The 20516-nt window shown below is 40.1% G+C and carries 13 protein-coding genes; 5 read left to right on the plus strand and 8 right to left on the minus strand.

The genetic code is table 11. From position 1 onward, the window contains the following. Positions 1-15 precede the first annotated feature (15 nt). Together EO92_RS12665 and EO92_RS12670 are read left to right on the plus strand one after the other, a co-directional pair. A complete protein-coding gene (locus tag EO92_RS12665; protein WP_048172057.1) occupies positions 16-2700 on the plus strand; it encodes a PAS domain-containing hybrid sensor histidine kinase/response regulator in 2685 nt (894 codons plus the stop codon). A gap of 1118 nt (positions 2701-3818) precedes the next feature. Next, on the plus strand, positions 3819-5294 hold the full coding sequence (locus EO92_RS12670) for an MATE family efflux transporter (RefSeq protein WP_048172058.1): 1476 nt from the start codon (positions 3819-3821) through the stop codon (positions 5292-5294). A 293-nt stretch (positions 5295-5587) separates the two neighbouring features. Here EO92_RS12670 and EO92_RS12675 read toward each other — a convergent pair whose 3' ends face one another. Together EO92_RS12675 and EO92_RS12685 are read right to left on the minus strand one after the other, a co-directional pair. After that, positions 5588-6304 (minus strand): type 1 glutamine amidotransferase, encoded by a 717-nt coding sequence (locus EO92_RS12675; protein ID WP_048172059.1) that lies wholly within the window; start codon positions 6302-6304, stop codon positions 5588-5590. A 1138-nt stretch (positions 6305-7442) separates the two neighbouring features. Continuing rightward, on the minus strand, positions 7443-7814 hold the full coding sequence (locus tag EO92_RS12685) for a response regulator (protein WP_048172062.1): 372 nt from the start codon (positions 7812-7814) through the stop codon (positions 7443-7445). A gap of 2058 nt (positions 7815-9872) precedes the next feature. Here EO92_RS12685 and EO92_RS18630 point away from each other — a divergent pair. Both EO92_RS18630 and EO92_RS12700 read left to right on the plus strand, forming a co-directional pair. Then, on the plus strand, positions 9873-10031 hold the full coding sequence (locus tag EO92_RS18630) for a hypothetical protein (protein ID WP_156165820.1): 159 nt from the start codon (positions 9873-9875) through the stop codon (positions 10029-10031). 428 nt (positions 10032-10459) lie between these two features. Next, positions 10460-11017, plus strand: a complete 558-nt coding sequence (locus EO92_RS12700) for a GNAT family N-acetyltransferase (protein WP_235283327.1) — start codon at positions 10460-10462, stop codon at positions 11015-11017. Positions 11018-11304: 287 nt separating this feature from the next. Here the strand turns inward: EO92_RS12700 and EO92_RS12705 are convergent, their stop codons facing one another. The 6 genes from EO92_RS12705 to EO92_RS12735 form a co-directional block, all read right to left on the minus strand. Then, a complete protein-coding gene (locus tag EO92_RS12705) occupies positions 11305-11715 on the minus strand; it encodes a hypothetical protein (RefSeq protein WP_048172066.1) in 411 nt (136 codons plus the stop codon). A 669-nt stretch (positions 11716-12384) separates the two neighbouring features. Beyond that, entirely contained in the window at positions 12385-12633 is a 249-nt protein-coding gene (locus EO92_RS12710; RefSeq protein WP_156165821.1) for a hypothetical protein, read from the minus strand. Positions 12634-14034: 1401 nt separating this feature from the next. After that, positions 14035-14562, minus strand: a complete 528-nt coding sequence (locus EO92_RS12720) for a hypothetical protein (protein ID WP_156165822.1) — start codon at positions 14560-14562, stop codon at positions 14035-14037. A 1028-nt stretch (positions 14563-15590) separates the two neighbouring features. Then, positions 15591-15905, minus strand: coding sequence for a hypothetical protein (locus tag EO92_RS12725; RefSeq protein WP_156165823.1), 315 nt, complete (start codon positions 15903-15905; stop codon positions 15591-15593). 68 nt (positions 15906-15973) lie between these two features. Beyond that, a complete protein-coding gene (locus EO92_RS12730; RefSeq protein WP_048172074.1) occupies positions 15974-16450 on the minus strand; it encodes a hypothetical protein in 477 nt (158 codons plus the stop codon). A gap of 423 nt (positions 16451-16873) precedes the next feature. Continuing rightward, positions 16874-17068, minus strand: a complete 195-nt coding sequence (locus tag EO92_RS12735) for a hypothetical protein (RefSeq protein ID WP_048172078.1) — start codon at positions 17066-17068, stop codon at positions 16874-16876. 475 nt (positions 17069-17543) lie between these two features. Here EO92_RS12735 and uvrA point away from each other — a divergent pair, with 475 nt between their 5' ends. Beyond that, positions 17544-20483 carry an excinuclease ABC subunit UvrA gene (gene uvrA, locus EO92_RS12740; RefSeq protein WP_048172079.1) on the plus strand — a complete coding sequence of 980 codons (2940 nt, stop codon included), beginning with the start codon at positions 17544-17546 and terminating at the stop codon, positions 20481-20483. Positions 20484-20516: the final 33 nt, after the last annotated feature.

Consider the following 20516-nt stretch of genomic DNA (forward strand, 5'->3'; position numbering starts at 1 on the left):
TATGGGGACCATAATATGTCAGATTTTTTCAGACGTACGTTTGGGAGAAAATCGGATGAGTTGTTGATTATTTTAGCCGTGGGTCTTTTCTTCACATTCTTTGCCTCTTACTTTGGCCTTTTTGAATCCGTCGTTTTATTTGTTGAAGAATACAATCCCTGGAAACTCGGGGGGCTGCTTACTCTTTCGGTCTATCTCTCCTTTGCTCTCGGGATTTTCTCCCTGCGGCGCTGGATGGAACTTGAAAATGCCCTGGTGCTTCAGGAACAGGCAAAAGAGATCCTCAGGGAGAAAGAGGAAAGATACAGGGCTCTGTTTGAACAGTCAAATGACGCAATCGTGATTTTGAACGAGGAAAAAGTCCTTGACCTAAATAAAATAGGCCGTACAGCTCTCGGGATAGGCGACAGAGATCTTGAAAATGTCTCACTGAGCTCTCTGGTATCCAAAGAATATCTTCCGACAGCCCGGAAAGCCCTGAAAGAAACTCTTGAAAATGGAGCTGCACGTTTTGAAATCCAATTTAAGAAACAGGACGGGAATATTATTGATGCGGAGGTCAGCTCTTCTTTCCTGAGCCTTGAGAACAAGGAAGTCCAGTTTGTTGTCAGAGACATAAGTTCGCGTAAAAAATCTGAAAAAATGGAGCGGGAAAGCCAGGAGAGATTGAAAAAACTAATTGACAACGCCCTCTGCGGGATTTTGCTGGTAGACGCCTCAACACACGAAATTGTGGAAGTGAATCAGGCAGCTGAAGAAGTGATAGGGCTTCCGAAAGACAAACTCCTCGGAAATGTCTGCCATAAATTCATCTGTCCTGCTGAGATAAATAAGTGTCCAATAACTGATCTGGGGCAAACTGTCGAAAGGTCTGAAAGAGTACTGCTCAGCAATGGAAGAGGCGAACATTTACCTGTCCTGAAAAGTGTGGTACCTGTAAAAATTGGAGAGAAAGAATACCTTATAGAGAGCTTCATCGACCTCTCCGAACGTAAAAAGGCCGAGCAGGAGCTATTGCAGGCAAAGCTTGCTGCTGAAAGTGCCAACCGTGCCAAGAGCGAGTTCCTTACAAACATGAGCCATGAACTGCGGACTCCCCTTACCTCGATAATCGGATTTTCAGATGTGATGCTCAGCGGAATGAGTGGAGAATTCAATGAGCAGAATAAAAAGTTTCTCAACAACATAGCTAACAGCGGAAAACACCTCCTCACCCTCATAAATAACATTCTTGACCTTTCCAAAATTGAAGCCGGCAAGATGGAACTGGACCTGGAGATGTTTTCAGTGCATGAGGTATTTAATGATACCAGAGCTGTAACCTCGGCTCTTGCCCTGAAAAAGGATATCTCAATGAAATTTAATGTAGAGCCTGAGCTTACAATCTATGCTGACAGGATACGTTTTAAGCAGGTAATCTACAACCTTATGAGCAATGCAATAAAATTTACACCAAAAGGTGGATCAGTAGCCGTTTCAGCCGTAAAAACAGGGGACTCTGTCAGGGTCAGTGTTTCGGATACCGGAATAGGAATCTCAGAGGAAAACCAGAAACTCCTTTTCCAGCCCTTCAGGCAGGTAGATTCCAGTATCAACCGCCAGTATGACGGTACAGGTCTCGGGCTGGCTCTGGTCAGGAAGTTCGTAGAACTCCACGGGGGCAGGGTCTGGATTGAGAGCGAAACTGGAAAAGGCTCGACTTTTACATTTGAACTACCTTTGAAATACAGGAAAATTCCCGAAACATGCGTAAACGGTTCAGGCATTTCTAATAAAACGGTCCCACTGACAGCCGAAAAGGAAGAAGCCTTAAAGTCAGAAACCTTAAAGCCAGAAACCTTAAAGCCAGAAGCCTTAAAGCCAGAAACAAATGATGAAACTGGGATTCCGGTAATGACTCCGGTAATTATAGAGCCTTCCGGAGCCACAGGAGACGAATCTCTTGTGCTGGTTGTTGAAGACGATGAAATGGCAAGGGAGCTTCTAATTATTACGCTTTCGGAGGCAGGATACAGGGTTGCTTCGGTTTCCAGCGGGAAGGAGGCTCTTTTGCTCGCCCGTAAACTGAAGCCTTCTGTAATTACTCTTGACATAATGCTGCCAGGGATCAATGGCTGGGATATCCTGAAAAACCTGAAAGAAGACTCTGCAACAGCCAGCATCCCTATCCTGGTCATTTCCATGAATGACGACAAAAATTGCAGTATTCTATGTGGTGCATTTGACCATCTGATTAAGCCTGTGGAAAAAGGCCATCTCCTTTCCAGCCTGCGGAGAGTAAAAGTAACAGGGGCTGCAAACTCCTCTCCTCAAATTCTAATTGTAGATGATGATCCGGCTATAGTCGAGCTCCTCAGTTCCATTATAGAGAAGGAAGGATATGAGCCAGTCTGCGCATACGGGGGTAGGGAAGCAATCGATAAAACTGTAATCAGCCGACCTGATGCAATTCTCCTTGATCTGATGATGCCGAAGTTTACGGGTTTTGACGTCATAAAGGCTCTTAAAGAAAATCCGGAGACTGTAGATATTCCTATCATCGTATGTACCGCAAAGGACCTGAGCTTTGAAGATAAGGAGCTGCTCAACAAGAATGTCTCTTATGTTATGCAGAAAGGAAACATAAGCAGGGAAATACTTTTGAGCGTACTGGATAGGGTCGAGGATGGAAAATTCAAAAGCAGGCTGAAAAACCTTTAATCCTAACCCTTAATTCTATTAGAAGCAGGAGCAGATTTCAATGATCTGCTAGCTCTTTTTTCTTAAGGAAGTTCAGGGTTGCTTCTGCATATTTCTCCGGGAAAAGGAGTCCTTATTCAGCCATATGGTCCTGACAGGTTTCCAAATCTCTTTAAGTTTTCTAATTTTAAGTTTCCGAATTTGTTTGAATATCTCTGTTGATCTCCGAACATGGGAATTCAAACACATGACTGTTTTGTCAAACACATGACTGTTTTGAGTTTTATGAATCGAGTTCGTACACTTTAAGAGAATGGATTATTTTTAACAGAACACTTATATATATATGTAAGATCATTAAACATATCTAAATTAAACGTTATACATATTAAGTTTAGAATATTTTTAAACTTTCTGGAAAATATATAGTTTCTCATATTTTTTGCATATAGTTTTTCAGATAGAGGCCGATAAAAGTCGTTTTTGGTCTCAGGATAAGTAACCTGGTAAAACAGGAGAGAATGTGAATGTATAAATATGGCATAAATATTTAGCGGCGCGTAAATATCAGTTGGTCAGACTAACTATCTGAGTATTGGCTAATTTGCTTTGTTTATATTCCCATAAAATCTCTATTGAGGATTTCTATCTGATATTTCTATTCAGAATTTCCCATCCGGAATTTCTACTTAGAATTCTCTATCAAGGATTATCTATTTCGATTTAATCCACGTTTGCCAGTTAAAATATGATGGAGCTTTGTAAAAATTTAATTGTATTGCAGAGATGTAATACAAAATGACCCTAAGAATAATACAACCCTCAGAATGTATGCAATGATTGGTTTAGTACAGGCAGATAAATTAATTCTGCAAAAAACAGCTACACCTTCGATGTGCATATTTTCCGAAGCTTCATCCGGAACAAAAAATGTCTTTATAGCAACCATTCAAAAAAGTTGATCGACGTTGTCTCAATTTTTTAAAAGAATCCAAAACCCCAAAAAAGTATAATGTTACCGATCTCGCTTTGAACAGGTCCTTCTTAAGAAAAGCCCTGGCTTTTCTCTATCAGGAAGGGCTGGAAATCCGGCTTCATGCTCCCGTAATACCGGCTTTGCAGCTTGCGGAGGCCCGGATATGGTAAGTGAAGAAGAGATGAGGTCCGGAAGTATTTTGAGTTTGTTCTTGAAGTTTGCCCTTCCGGCAGTTGTGGGAGTTGTCATTGCAGGAATCCAGGGCATAATCGATGGTTTCTTTATTGGAAATTTTATCGGAAGCCAGGGACTTGCAGGCATTACCCTTACATATCCCCCTTATTTGATTATAATTGGAGCTGGCATAATTATAGGAATAGGCTCGTCCAGCCTTACAGCTCTGGAACTTGGAAAAGGCAATACAAAGGGAGCACTGGATATAGTGAACAATGCTTTTCCTTTATGCCTTCTTGCAGGAGCCATTTTTACCATAGGCGGGCTTATATTTTGCAAAACATCTATCAGTCTCCTTGGAGCCAGCGGTACTGCCCTTAACTTTGCCCGCGAATATCTTCAGATTATCTTCCTGGGTTCTGTCTTCATGACCCTTAATATTGCCCTCGAACCTCTCGTAAGGAATGACGGAAAACCGAAGCTTTGCATGAACATAATGGTTGCCGGAATCGTTGTAAACGTTGTGCTTGACTACCTCTTTGTCATGCGTATGGGAATGGGAATGTCCGGTGCTGCCATTGCAACAGTAACTGCCTTTGCTCTGTCTGCATTGATGCTCATGTATTACCTTTTCGGCAGCGAGGCAAAGTTGAGACTTCAGCTTAAAGCAATGAGATTAAAAACCGGAATTGTGCTGCGGATCCTTAAAGCAGGTATGCCGTCCTTTGTAATGCAGATCTCACTGGCTCTTGTGCTCTTTGTTCATAATTACATGCTGCTCATATACGGCTCCGAGCTTGCGGTCTCAGCTTACGGTATCATAGGGTATGTCCTTTCAATCTTCTATATGCTCTTTGAAGGAATAGCCCTTGGTGTGCAGCCGATTATAGGTTTCAATTACGGGGCTGGCTACTATGAAAGAGTTTCAAAGACTCTGAAACTGACAATGCTTTCGTGTATCCTCGTCGGAGCTTTAGGATTTCTGTTTATCTACTTCTTTTCCGAGAACGTAGTACGGATTTTCAACCGGGACGACTCCGAACTTCTGAAAGTTACGCTTCGAGGAATGAACATTTTTATGTTCTCTTTGCTTGTTGAAGGCACAGTGCTCCTCACTGCCATCTATTACCAGTCAATAAACAGGGTCAAAGCTGCACTCTTTATCCATCTTGGAAAGATATTCATTTTCCTCTTTCCCCTGCTATTCATTCTGCCCCGTTTCTTCGGGCTCGACGGTGTCTGGTCTGCAGCGCCGGTCACAGAATATATTATGATGGTAGTGGTGCTGGTTATGCTTTCAAAGGAGTTCAAGCTCCTCAAGAACAACGGAAAGACAGGGATCAGGCAGCAGCCAGCAGATACAAAACATGTAGTGTCGGTGTCCAGAAACAATGTAAAGACAGGGAGTGAGGAGAGTAAAGGGGTTGTTACTTTCAGGCACGCTGAAAAAGTGGATACCTTGTGAATCAGTCTTTCAATGGTATTTTATATGCCTGCGGTTTTGACGAAGGGGTAGAAATCCCCTTACCATCCCGTAAAGTAAACCTGTAATAAAGAAAAATTCAATCCGGTCTGGACTCCGAAGTATATCGCTCTCCCACAGGGTTTAAGAAGAGTCTTGCCCTGAAAGATATTGCAGCCCTGGTCTCAGGGATGAAAGACCTTTTTTAAGGATACTTCAGGCCTGAGGGTCAGGACAGTTAACACCAGCCAGGCAGCTGACTGAGGTCCTGGCTGAGGTCTTCCTCATAATATTCTTCATCTCAGTCTTCCCTGTCCAGCTATTTCTTCAAACTTATCCAGCACTTTAAACATGAATTTCTTTGTCTCAGCCAGATACTTCTCCTGTCCGAACATTTCCTCTTTTTTCTGGATAAACGGTCCGTTTCCTGATTCTCCCCCAAACCGCATGATCATTGATTCAACCCTTTCTTTATGCACTTCCGGGTGAAATTGAAGCGCCACAACCCTGTCGTTATAAATAAATCCCTGATTTTTGCATCCTTCGCTCCGGAAAAGATGCACAGCCCCGGCTGGAAGGTCAAAGGTTCTGGAATGCCAGTTGAAAACTGTGATTTCTTCCGGCAGCCCCTCCAGAAATTCAGGTTTATTTCCCTCCGTCCGGACCGCCTTTACAGGAAACCAGCCCATTTCCCTGTGCCCGTTTTCATAGACGCGGGCGCCGAGGACGTCTGCAAGTAACTGGGCACCGAGACAGATCCCGAGCACAGGCTTTCCTGCTTCGATTGTCTGTTTGATGAAGGCTTTTTCGTCTCTCAGCCAGGGGTTTTCTTCGTAGTCGTAGATTCCCATAGGACCGCCCATGATAATGAGGAGGTCAAATGAGTCGAGGGCTGGCGGGTTTGTGATTTTATAAAAGCGGGTTGACTCAAGAGGGTGGTTTTTAGTTCTGGAGTATTCTTCTACGGTGCCGAGGGTGTTGAGGGCGGAGTGCTGGAGGACGTGAATTTTCATAAGAGATCAATTTAACTTTGAGGAATTAACGTTTAGAGTTTTCCATTTTTCCATGATTAAGAGAATAACAACTTCTAACCAGTTAATTAATCTTGTTCCCGGAGTACTATAGAATAATTATGGAGAAAATTCACCGTCCGGTCTGAGAAATAATTTCCTTGACTAACTGGTGATGTGTTTTAGCTCATAGCTAAATATAAGCGCCTCCGCCAGCTTGTCTGGCGGCCCTGTAAAAAAAGAAAGAAAATTGAGACTAATGAGAAAATATTTAAAAGAAGTATTTCTCAGATATTTTTAGCTTTTTATTTGCCCTTTGAAAGGGTTTTGGTTTTTTCACTTTCAGGCTTTTTCAGCAATTTTTGCGTCTCTTTTTATCCCCTTTTTCTTCTTTTCATTTTTTTGGGCAGGCCATTCTCCTGCGTCGAGCGTGACAGAAACGACATGATACACTAAATGACGATATGCAGGTTAAGATACGCTGAATAACGCTGCACAGGTTAATATTCAGGCTCCATAATTTCAAGCCCGCTTTTTGTTCCCACAGATAAATCCATAGGATAACCCACAGGTATTCAACCGAAATAAGTTTATTTATATTTCAGGACGTAGTTGTAAAAGATGACCAGGAATGAGACTTGACATTATAATCCGCAGTTTTATGATAGCAGTTTTAATCTCGCTTATAGCAGTACTTCTGGAGTCGGCTTACTACGGACTGCATACAAGGACGTATTCCGCCAGTAATGCTGCTTACTCTATTACCAGCCCTTTTATCAATAATTTTTCAGGTATAAGCAGCCCAACAAATACGGCATTAATCGCTATAATATTCGTTTCCAGCTTTGTGATAGCCTTAAACCTGATATCTAAAAGAGAAAGAGCATAATAAGTCACAAAACACTGGTTGAAGGGCACATTCGCTTTGAACTGTTAGTTTTAGCTCGGAGGGAATCCTGTCAAATAATTCAGGAAGCACCCGGACATCAAAGCTCATCAAAGCTCATCAAAGCTCATCAAAGCTCATCTATGCTCACAAACTTTTCTTTCTTTTAATTTACTATTTTTTGACCGTATTCTGCGAGCCGATTTCTGTTCTGTTCGGTGATCAGCTTCTCAATAAAAGTTACTCGGAGCTTGATTAACTGCTATTTACAACCTGCCAGATTCGTTTTGATAACTCTGAATACTGAGTTCTTGGGTCACTGGTTTTCAGAATGAAAGAATTTGCACCATTTTGCATTGCCTGGTGCATAAGTTCTTCTCCGACTCCCGTAAATAGAATAAAAGGAATGTTGATTCTCTTATCGCGGATAGTCCTTAGGAACGTGATACCATTCATAACGGGCATGTCATAGTCCGAGACTATCACATCATAGGAATCTTTCTCTAACATCTTGAGAGCTTCTCCTGCAGAATCCACAGTATCGGAGGGTATATCATGGAAAATTTCTAAGAATGTCTTTGATAGCTCTAAAAATGAAGGATCGTCATCTACAATCAATACTTTCATGGGGGTTCTCCTTGCGGTTAAAACTCAGTCTCTGAGATAATATTCAAAAGCTTATAATCGATTGTGAATTTTAATACCTTTTCACACTTATATTAAATTACTTAAGCGAAAAATTTTCTCAAAACAAAAAAAATATTCAGATTAAAAATTTCAAAATTAGTATAGGGTTCTATATTTATCCATTACCACAATGAAGAAAACAATCACTAACAAAGCTAAAATAAGAGGATAGTAAAATTTCATATGAGTGACTATATCACCAAAAATGACTGCCCTTTCTTTATCAATATACATTGTTTTGTCTAATGGACAACTGTTTTTCTTTTCATTTTGTTGTGTGCAATGAATAGTTTGTTCAGACTTCATATCTATAGGATAGTAAAATAACAAAAAGTAATATTAAACAACTCCATACAGGATGTTGCTTGAGCCACTTAACGTATTTGTCATAAGATTCTCTTTTCAGATATTTCATCGCTAACACAAAATTAAAAACATTAAAGAGAAATAGGTAATCTATCAATATTTCGTCCCTCGTTTCAACAATCCAGACATTGCCATAATTAATCCAGTTAGTTACAATATAGTCAAGCAGATATATAATCCATTACAAGTTTTAATTAAATTAGATTGTATATTGACAAGGAACATATTGCCATCTTGAGAACCAGAGAAAACTATAGGCAAGACAACAATTAAAAAAACCAGTGTATAGGTCTTTTAATACGCATATTGGAAGTGGTGTTCTTCCAGCTTCTCGTAAAATCAGCTCCAAAAATTCAAAAAAATATACTCATCGAGCGACAACATTGTAAATTCGAAGGTACGTAAAAAATTCGACTTTGACTAAAATCGGAACCAATCAAGACTGCAAGCTGAAAAATCCAGTCTCGAATTTCTGAGAAAAATCTGAAGTTTTTGTTAGCTATCAACCAGATCTTTAATCTCCTGCCCTGCAAGTTTTACTGTCTAAAACATCCTACTTAGTCACAAAGCCGAAAGTGCTTGATTTTGTACTTCAAATGCGTAAGTCCTACTTAAGAAAAGAGCTATAATGAGCTTGAAACTTTTTACGTCAAACTATTTTTTGCTTGAAAACAATTTTTTGTATAATTAATTTAATATAATTTATACTATTAATTATGTACTGGAGTTGGGGAATAAAGGGGTATCATCAAAATAAAAGAACCTCCTGGAGGTCGCTGATTCTTCTTCGAATTAATTTGCTTGGGGGAGCATAATATTCGAAGAGACTGTATTGGGGGATACAGTAGATTCAGCGCCTCTGGGCTTCTTCTTGCATTACATATCCTGAAGATTCTCACCAAATTTGATGATGAAAATTCAAGAGGTTTTATTTCTGTCTAACAGATCAGCGACTAAATAAGAGTCATTATGAGTGATTAAAATTTGAGTGCTGTTTGTATCTCTTTTCTCTGATAACCCTTCTAAGAGATTTAGGATTTTGATTGCGGGCTCTTTGCTTTTAATCCTAAGTTTTACAGTACCAACTAATTGGTACTGAATATTTCCCTTTTTTTGGTCCGATTGGACTTGACAGGTTCTATAAATTTATAAAAATATATAATATATTCTACGTAATCCCACTTATTTTTGCTACAATCAAGCTATTGATCTGGTCAAAATTCGTAAAAATATAGTTTTTTTATATATGACGCGATGGCTGTTTTAAGAGCAGAGGTATGCGTAACCGCAAAATCTTTATACTCTTCTCGATCTTCACTATATTTGTCGTTTGTCCACCAACATTCACAAAAATCATCTGATATCAGTTCTGCTACTTTTGCTAAGTTTCCATCCGCTTTTGACAGATAATACTCATAGGGTTTTATGTCTACACAAAAGTTTTTCAAAATTAGATAAAGCTCAGAATTCTTCACTTCTTCACTACATTTTTATAAATGTATTGGTTATAATCTTTTTGAATTACTCTTCTCTAGATCGACATTTATAAGTTTATAATGAGAGCTCGTTTTATAGCTATATTTCGTCTTCGATTTATCACTATAAAGCCAGAAATCCCACTCCATAATTCGATTGACGCAGAGCCGCGCCGGGAAGTCTAACCCCCTGAATATCAACCAGGTAGTCGGGGACTACCAGAATTTTGGCTTCAGAAAAATTCCTGCCGATCAGCAGGAAAGTGAAAGTATTCAATTGAGCCGTTTAAAAGGCAAAAATAAAAAAATCGATTAATTCATTACGGGGCGTTTCATCCTCTCAGGAAGGAATTGAAAAAATGATTGATTAATAGTTTCAGTCCGCGATATAACTATATTAATAAAAAATCGACGTTTTTGTACGCTTTTAACTAAACAATTCAATATTCTATATTATGAAGTTGTTTGAAAAATTTATCTAAATGATTAATCTAAATAAACTCAACTATTTACAAATTTATATTTACATGTACGTATAATTGTGCAAAAAAGCATTTTGAGGAATGATACATTAACAAAAAGATTATATCCAGAAACTATTTACTATTTTCTAAATTTTTAGGTAGAAGTCGCCATGTCTTAAATATTTTGATTTAAGAATCATTCAAACGATAGGAGGAGATAACGACAATGAACATTTTTATCAGATAAGAAGAAGAAAAGGACTTCAAAAGTGTAGAATACATGACAAGAGAAGCATTCTGGGATTTATATAAACCAGGATGTGATGAACATCTTGTAGTGCATAAAATAAGAAAAGTACCTGCATTTGTAAAAGAATTGGATTTTGTTGCATGTGATAAGGATACAATCGTCGGCAATATTATCTATTCAAGAGCTAAGGTCCTGAATGAGGAAAATAAAGAATTTGAAGTTTTATGTATGGGCCCAATTACAGTATCGCCATCATATCAAAAGCAGGGGATCGGTTCTTTATTAATGAATCATTCTATCGAAAAAGCAAGGCAGCTGGGATATAAGGGTATTATTATTTTTGGAAATCCCGACTATTATCATCGTTTTGGTTTTGTCAATGCTAAAGAATATAATATCCAGACATCCTGGGGCGATAATTTTGATGCATTTATGGCATTGGAACTCTACGATGGTAGCTTGAGGGGCATTTCAGGAAAATTTTATGAGGACGAGGTTTTTAAAATCGAAAATGAGGAGCTGGAGGATTTTGAAAAGCAATTTCCCTACAAAGAGAAGCATGTTACGGACACTCAATTAAAACTATAAATAAAGAAGGAACATCATGAATTAATTTTTAATATATAATGCAAATTATATAAAAAGTCGTTTTTTTGTACACTGTTTGAGGGTAATGCACAACTCATTTTTTTTCTGAAGATATATGGACCAGGTATATCCCGGAAGGCTCCACAACGCAATTAGAACAGAGGGAAATTTTTTATTTCCTGCTACCACATTGAAATTAGAAAACAGAGTAATGCAGTGGGTTGGGTTTTGAGTCAGTAAACAAAACGGTTAGAGGAATTTTAACAAAGAGAAGTAGAATGTTAGTTTTATTTTTTGTCTTCTCTATTCCATTCCATTAAAGCCTTCTCAATAGATATCAACGTGAACATAGTGGTATTGAATATCTCGTCCGGGTGTTGCGACAGCCAACTGATTTCGTCGAGAACGTCTTTTGGGAGCCGAACAAGGTCGTTCTGGTCTTCCCCTATCTTCATGAAATATTCAGTATATCGTGAACCGTACCTGCTGTTACCACTTGCAGTGATAGAAATATACTGAGTAAATGACCCATCATTCAATATATCTCTTGAATATCTGTATTGAATTTCTTTAACACAATCCGAGTAATCGTTATTCATTCTTCTGATGGTATCTGGAATCGATTCACCATCTTTTTGCAAAGCTTTCAGGTCTGAAAATACACTGTTAGAAAGTCTGAAAGTTTTGTATTGCTTCATACCCTACTCGTACAGTTAAGATGTATAAATAGACTACTACACAAGTATAGTATTTCGCTGAAAATCCTCCCTCTTTTTATCCTCTCCATTTACCTCAGACACTCCACTACTATCCCGGAAGACTCACAAGTCCATATTACTCTATATCGAAGTTTTTCTACTTTTCGGATAGGCTCTTAATGCAAACTCCCCTTAGAAAACCCCAATTTATTCCAATCAGAATAAGAAATTTTATTTGTCTGGAACTACGGATTTTAAGGAAAAGTTCGACGCTCTCCGATTAATTAGTTTTTATCATTCCTGAATGGCCGCAAATTGCATCTCACGTTCTTTCTTTCCACGCGCCGCGCTCCGCTTGAACCCGCCTGTGTACAGTAGATAAAAATGAAATCATTAACCGCGCCGGGAAGTCTGATCCCGGAATATTAACCAGGTAGCTGGGGACGGCCAGAATTTTGGCTTTAGAAGAATTCATGCAGGTCAGCAGGAAAGTGAAAGTATTCGGTTGAGCCGTATAAAAGGCAAAAATAAAAAAATCGATTAATTCATTACGGGGCGTTTCATCCTCTCAGGAAGCAATTTGGAGTTTTAAATTTGATTCAAAGGAATTAGGGGTTTAGAATCCCACCCCTCACACTTAAATTTTGTTTCGTCTGTCTTATAATTTTTTTAGTGCTTCTTCTTTTTTGGGGTCACGGTACCCGGACTGGTTCCTGGCATAGCTATGCTGTCCCAAATCCGGTCTGCTTCCTTGCGGTCCTCCTCTGTGATCGGGCCACCGTCTTCAAAAATAAGGCCTTCCGCCGGGCTATAAAACCGGCTTATCTTCATGTCGTCTATGTCGTGAACGTCTAGCGTATAATATTTTTTGCCGTCCTTGTCGTAGTGGACGATTTCCTTCGGTTCGTCGCTTGGCATCCTGCTTTCCTCCCATTTCATTATTATGGCACTACGTGCCGTTTCTATTCCCCAAAATCTAAGTTTTTAACTGGTTTTTAGGTAAATGTAAAACAAAATTAAAAAAATATATATGTAAGAAAGAAACCTTTACGGGTTCTCTATTGGTATCTTATCCAGTTTTCCTGATATAAATGTCTTGGAAGAGTGTATACGAAAGCTACAGGAGCTCCTGGAACAGGCATATATAGTGTCCGTTTGAGCATGGCGTTCATTTGCTAGTCTAGAGTTCCTCCTGGCTTCAAGGAAACAACGCAATCAATCTATAATAAAATATTTTTTGTTAATTTGTTAAACAATGCAACAAAATAGGCACAAGAATGAAGAAACAACATTAGAAATTTATTTATTTGTGGAAGTCAATTCATTAACTATTAAAAAATTAGGGAGGTGGTAAATATGGGTAAGAAACTAAACGATGCAGCCTTACAAGAGGCAGCAGAAGCAGCTAAAACAACGAATAAACAGCACAAGGCGGCAAAAGATAGGAAAGAAAGCCTTGGTAAGAGAAAAAAATAAAGAGGCAGGAGGAGAGGGTCACAGTAATAAAGATAATTAACAATAAAGTGCTTTACTGTGACCCTTTCTAAGCCTTGTGCCCTAATGCTACAACTGTCTAAAGGGAGAAATGTATGAAACAAAAAGTATTGTTCTTTAGCCTGCTGTTCTCCTGAATAAGGGTTTGAATGTAAACTATTTATGCATTTTCTCTTTATCTTTCGATCTGGTCATCCTTTCTTCTGCCTAATATCCCAAAAATCCCACTTCATAACTCGACTGACTCAAAGCCGCGCCGAATTATAAAATAGGGTTTTGAGTTTCCAGCCGGTGGTGGATACAATTTTCCTTTAGGTTTAATTCCAGGCGCTCCCTGTTTAATTAGGTTTTATTATTCCTGAATGACCGTAAATTGCATCTCTCGTTCTTTCTTTCCACGCGCCGCGCTCCGCTTGAACCCGCCTGTGTACAGTAGATAAAAATGAAGTCATTAGCCGCGCTGGGAAGTTTGATCCCCTAATATCAACCAGGTAGCCGGGGACGGCCAGAATTTTGGCTTCATAAAAATTCATGCAGACCAACAGGAAAGTGAAAGTATTCGGTTGAGCCATTTAAAAGGCAAAAGTAAAAAAATAAAATACCTTGAACTAAGATCTTATCCGAAAAGTCAATAATGGCATGTTGTAGAAGTTGCAATAGGTCATAATATTGAGTATAAGTTAAGTTGTGCATATTGCCAATTGTAAAAGTTACAGTAGGTTACAATACTTTTCGGATAGAAACTAGGTCTTTACTTTAACATTTTTTTGGACTTGAGGTAGATGTCTACGATTTTTCCAATTATTCCTATAGCCAGCGATGCTATCATGCTTTCTTAGTGATACTACAAATTTCATCTAAATTTGCATACATTTCCATAACATCGGCCAAAAGTTCATCAAATTGGTTTACAAGACTAGAAGGATATTTCCTGCTCCACACTTCAACATCAACAATATTAGATCGACCTATCATAATACGTATCTGTGACACGAACTCTAATAATTTATCAGATACCGCTATGGGTAGGTCACTTATTTCATTTGAGACGAGATTAAATTGATCTAAATGATACTCAAGTCGATGGTTTACGCATATGAATGCAATATATTCCGGATCTTCATTTGAATAAAGTTCTTTACTATTTGAATATGATTTCCAATCATTACAAAATCCTAAGAGAACCTTTTTCACTTTACTTTTTGCATCTAAAACACGTTCTTCATGAATAACGAAATCTTGATTTTTTTTGTTATGAGCTTTTCTAGCATAATAAGCAGAAATACAATTAGGAATACCAAAAATAATGCTTACTATGATAGTTATGATAGCTAATTTAGTGATCAAATCCATAATTCCCTCATTGGTGGTATTATTGCCAAAATTTCTACCACACTTCAACATTATTTTCTGTATTTTCTTCTACTCGGGAATTCCAAAATAAAAAATTAAAGACCTTGGATTAAGGTCTTTACAATTTTCTAAACACTAGGCAAATTTCTATTATCCTAGCTATAATTTCTACAAGGTTTGCTATTATCCCAGTTATTCGGTCGATGTCCATTAATTCCAAGTTTTGCATAGCTATCGCTATAATCATTAGTTCAACTAGCATACCTGCTCCTTTTTTGTGCAGTTTAAACTAATCAAGTTCTTAAAAGTCGTCCAAAACTAGTTGCCATATTGAACTTTGCTCAAATGGCATAAGTATTATATACGGTATGCTTTGTTATAGCACAAATGCAGTTGAATTTACTATCTAGCTTTGTCGCTGGAAACTTTGTTGTTGGAAACCGTACCAGGGTTTCTGACGGCATTAATTGAGCACGTTTTTTATTTCACAAATTTGATCGCCTCATTAGAAATTTTCTACCGACCATTATATTCATACCTATATATAAAATCCCCCATACTGTGTAAATTTTTATCCTTTATACATATATTCAGGGTGTTTGTAGGAATAGACTCCATAAGAATTCATTCCAATTATCCCCCACTGATAATATACAATTAGGACCTTTAGATGATTTATTTTGCCAAAATAAGCTTTAAACAGCGTATTTAACATGAGTTGGATGTCACGTTACATATTTCATAAAATTTATCACTGAAACAGCCACTTTATGGTCCTTTACTCTCATCAATAGTAAAATTTTGACAATACGCGGGCGACAGTCGAGGCTTTTAAAAATTATATAATGCGATAAAGTGTCTGATTTTTGTATATATAATGTGAACCTACTGAGTTGTTTACTTACCCTAGGATAAATAAAGTAGTAAGGAAGCTAATTTCAATCCATTGTAAAGGCTCTGCGTGAGTAGTAAAAAGCCAAATGGCTTTTCTCCCCAGATACTAAGATCTAAGATCGTTTAACTTTCATTTATGTTATCAAAATCAAAAATAATCCTAAAATGAGACCTGATCCGTAGAGCAGAATACCGGTTTGTATATCTTTTTCTTCACTCAATACTGCTAATAGATCAATAAAAGATACGAGAGTAAACATTATTGATAAAAGCAACAAAGGAGTTCTCCAATTGTAAGTCGAATTAGTAACTTTTCCCAGATTTTCAAACACTTGCGTGAAAGTAGTTATTATGAGATCTCCTTCATCTATAGAAATGCCCGTTTTCATGTAGATCCCGAATAGAGTTCCAGCAATAAAACCCTCAATTAAAGTTCTTGGTTTGGGCATAACTTATAATATGGAAATGTACTGTATTAATTTTTAATGTATTTCCTGAAAATCAGTTTTTGATAAAATTACTCTTTTTCACTGAACCAACAACACGCTTTTGTTGTTCGTGTCGTTTCTCCACTATCCATCTTACACCAATGATGAGCTAACTTAGTAATCTCCTCATTTTCTAGATAGTGATCCGCATAAAACTCTTTGAAATTCGCGCAGTTCTCGCATACATCCATATTGTCCCAAATATTATTTTCACTCTTTAGTTTTAGTTCCTGTAAGTTAATCCCGATGTGGGTAATAGCCGTATCATGCCCACATTCAAAACAATGGATGTAAAACCACTGAGGCGCTTCAAACCCAGGGGTATCAATTCCCCCGTCGTGGTCATAAGACCTGAGAAACCCAAAACACAACGGAGTTCCACACTCACAATGGCTATATTTTAGTGGAGCATGGAGTATTCTCTCCCAGATAATAGACATAGATACTACAGCATCTCTTTTGTTTGTAATCTTCCCATGAATATTTTGTATAATAGGTTCTGACATTATTTCTCACTCCAATATTTAACATCTAAAATATATCCACATTTCTGGGTGCTGCCTCATTTTCCAATAATGGTTTGAGAGATAAAATTTTATTTTGCCAAAACTTCCACTATGGCTTTTGATCTTCTATACTCTCCGGAAGCAGTTTAATGTTTAACCTGTTGTTCTCTTGTATTAAGGTTTGAATATGAACCGCTTACTTATGTATATTTTTATTTAGCTTTTCGATCTGGTCATACTTTCTTCTATCCCACTCTCCCATGAAGCCAGAAAAACCGGATCCTAGAACTCGATTGACGCAAAGTCACGTCGAATTATAAAATAGGGTTTTGAGGTTCCAGCCGGTGGTAGAGACAATTTTCCTTTAGGTATTATCCCATGCGCTTCCCTGTTTAATTAGTTTTTATTATTCCTGAATGACCGTTAATTGCATCTCACGTTCTTTCTTTCCACCCGCTGCGCCCCGCTTGAACCCGCCCGCGTACAGTAGATAAAAATGAAATCATTAGCTGTGCCGGGAAGTCTGACCCCCAGAATATCAACCAGGTAGCCGGGGACGACCAGAATTTTGGCTTCAGAAAAATTCCTGCAGGTCGGCAGGAAAGTGAAAGTATTCAATTGAGCCGTTTAAAAGGCAAAAATAAAAAAATCGATTAATTCATTACGGGGCGTTTCGTCCTCTCAGGAAGGAATTGAAAAAAAGATTGATTAATACTTTCAGTCCGCTATATAACTATATTAATAAAAAATCGACGTTTTGCTACATGTGCTGAAAAAATCGGGACATATCTCTCCGGAAGAATTCCGGACAACTGGTGCGGGTCATTTATAACCACCTATTTATAATAATACGTAGAATTATCTGCCTGAACACATTATCCGAACATTGAAGAGAAAATGTAAAGAGAAAAAGTGAAGAGAAGTTCTTCAAAAATGATTTTGCTTCTTGTTTCATATTATTTTTTTAACCTTCAACTTTCAAGACCTTACGATAACTGCTTTAGCTGAAATATAGCTGATTCAACTGAAATATAACTGATTTAACTGGAATAACTGATTCAACTGACATAAGAAAAAACCCGAGAGAAGAAATATGAAAAATATCATCGTTAAAGGGGCACGGGAACACAACCTGAAAGACATTACCGTGGAGCTCCCGCGGGACAAGTTCATCGTTATCACCGGCGTCTCAGGCTCGGGGAAATCTACCCTGGCCTTTGACACCATCTATGCCGAGGGGCAGCGGCGCTACGTGGAGTCCCTCTCTGCTTATGCGCGGCAGTTCCTCGGGCTTATGAACAAGCCGGATGTGGACAGCATTGAAGGGCTGTCTCCGGCAATATCCATAGAGCAGAAAACAACTTCTAAAAACCCCCGGAGTACGGTGGGGACCGTCACTGAAATCTATGACTACCTCAGGCTGCTTTTTGCAAGGGTAGGGACTCCTTACTGTCCTGTCCATGATATCAAAATAGAGTCCCAGTCTCCGGAAAGGATCGCGGACAGCCTCAGCAGGGAATGTGAGGGAATGGTTACAATCCTCGCACCCATCGTCCGCCAGAAAAAAGGGACTTATCAGCAGCTTTTCAGGGACCTGAACAGCGAAGGCTTTACCAGGGTCAGGGTAAACGGGGAAATCCACAGGACCGACGACGAAATTACTCTTGACCGCTACAAAAAGCATGATATTGAAGTGGTAATTGACCGCCAGGACCCTGCCGAAGACCGGTCAAGGCTTGTCGAAGCCTGCGAAAATGCCCTCCGGAAAGCTGAAGGGCTCTTAATTGCCGTCGATTCCGAAGGGAAAGACCACCTTTATTCTTCTAACATGGCCTGTCCTGTCTGCGGGATGGCTTTTGAGGAACTCCAGCCCAGGATGTTTTCCTTCAACAGTCCCTTCGGGGCGTGTGAAACCTGTAACGGGCTCGGGATTAAGATGGAGTTCGACCCTGACCTCATAATTCCTGATAAAAGCCTGTGCATTGCCGACGGAGCCGTTGCTCTTTACAGGAACTTCCTTGACGGCTACCGGAGCCAGCACCTGACAGCTGTTGCAAAGCATTTCGGTTTTGATATCTTTACCCCTCTTGAAGCCCTTTCAGCAGAGCAGTACAACGCCCTCATGCACGGCTCAGATGATCGAATCCAGTTCAGCATGAGCATGAAGAACGGGGATGCCCAGTGGTCCCACAAAGGCACATGGGAAGGGCTTCTTCCGCAGTCTGAGAGGCTTTATAACCAGACCAAGTCCGAGTACCGGCGAAAAGAACTCGAGAAGTTCATGCAGGTCCGCCCCTGTCCGGATTGTGAAGGCAAGCGTCTGAAAGAAAAGGTCCTTGCAGTCAAGCTCTCCGGAAAGTCAATTGTGGATACAACAGACTTCTCCATTATCCAGTGTATCCGGTTTTTCGAAAACATCACGCTTTCGGAAAAAGAGCAGGAAATCGCAAAACAGGTCTTGAAAGAAATTCGTTCCCGGCTTGGTTTCCTTGAGCATGTGGGGCTTGGTTACCTGACCCTTTCCCGCGGTGCAGGCACTCTTTCCGGGGGAGAAGCCCAGCGGATCAGGCTGGCAACACAGATCGGCTCAAACCTCATGGGAGTGCTCTACGTGCTGGACGAGCCTTCCATAGGGCTGCACCAGAGGGACAACGAGCGGCTGATCCAGACCCTGCAGACCCTCCGGGACCTCGGGAACACCCTCATCGTGGTAGAACATGACGAGGATACTATCCGGGCTGCGGACTATGTGCTCGATATAGGTCCGGGCGCAGGGATCCATGGAGGATACGTGGTAGCCGAAGGGACACCCGCAGAAATCGAGAGAAATCCGGAGTCTCTGACAGGCAAGTACCTCTCAGGAGAAAAGCAAATAAAACCTCCTGCTCTCCGCCGCCAGAGCGCGGCCTTCATCCGGCTGAAAGGCTGCCGGGCAAATAACCTGAAGGACATCGATGTGAATATCCCCATAGGGCTTTTCACGGTAATTACCGGGGTTTCAGGTTCCGGAAAATCTACCCTTATCTACGATACTCTTTACAAAGCCCTGATGAAGAAGATTAACAAATCAAACGTGACACCCGGGGAATATGACGAGCTGGTTTTTGACTCCGAGCTCGATAAGGTAATTGTTATCGACCAGAGCCCCATAGGCAGGACCCCCCGCTCGAACCCTGTGACCTATACCAAGGTCTTTGATGCAATCAGGCAGGCTTTTGCCGAAACGAAGGAAGCCAAAATCCGGGGTTACAAAACCGGACGCTTTTCTTTCAACGTAAAAGGAGGGCGCTGTGAAGCCTGCCAGGGAGACGGGCTGATCAAGATTGAAATGAATTTCCTGCCTGATGTTTACATTGAATGTGAAGAATGCAAGGGCACGCGTTATAACCGGGAAACCCTCGAGGTAAAATACAGAGGCAAATCGATTTCCGAAGTCCTGGACATGACCGTGGAAGAGGCTGCCGAGCAGTTTGAAAACGTCCCTGCGATCAAAGGCAAGCTCGATACCCTCACGCGAGTAGGGCTGGGATACATCAAGCTCGGGCAAAGTTCAACGACCCTTTCCGGGGGAGAAGCCCAGAGAATAAAGCTGACCCGCGAACTCTCTAAAAAGGGTACCGGAAAGACCATTTATCTTCTTGACGAGCCCACAACAGGGCTGCATTTCCATGACGTTAAAAAATTGATTTCAGTCCTGAACAGCCTTGTTACAAAAGGAAACACTGTGGTTGTTATCGAACACAACCTGGACGTCATCAAATCCGCGGACCATATAATCGACCTTGGCCCCGAAGGCGGAAATGCAGGCGGGGAGATTGTTGCCACAGGCACGCCGGAAGAAATTGCCCTGGTTCCGGAAAGCTATACCGGGCACTTCCTTGCTCCCAGGCTTTCGGGAGCGAGGAACTCATACCTGGAGTCGGGAGCACAGCCTGTCGAGGCAGTTTTCGAGGACGGGGAAGATTTTGAGGCCGATTACGAGGAATCTGAAGGGGACTCTGAAGAAGAATCTGAGGAAGAATTTGAAGAATAGCCTGACGAATTCGAAGACGGAGCAGACAAAGCG

It is taken from the genome of Methanosarcina sp. 2.H.A.1B.4, from assembly GCF_000979385.1.
GTDB lineage: Archaea > Halobacteriota > Methanosarcinia > Methanosarcinales > Methanosarcinaceae > Methanosarcina.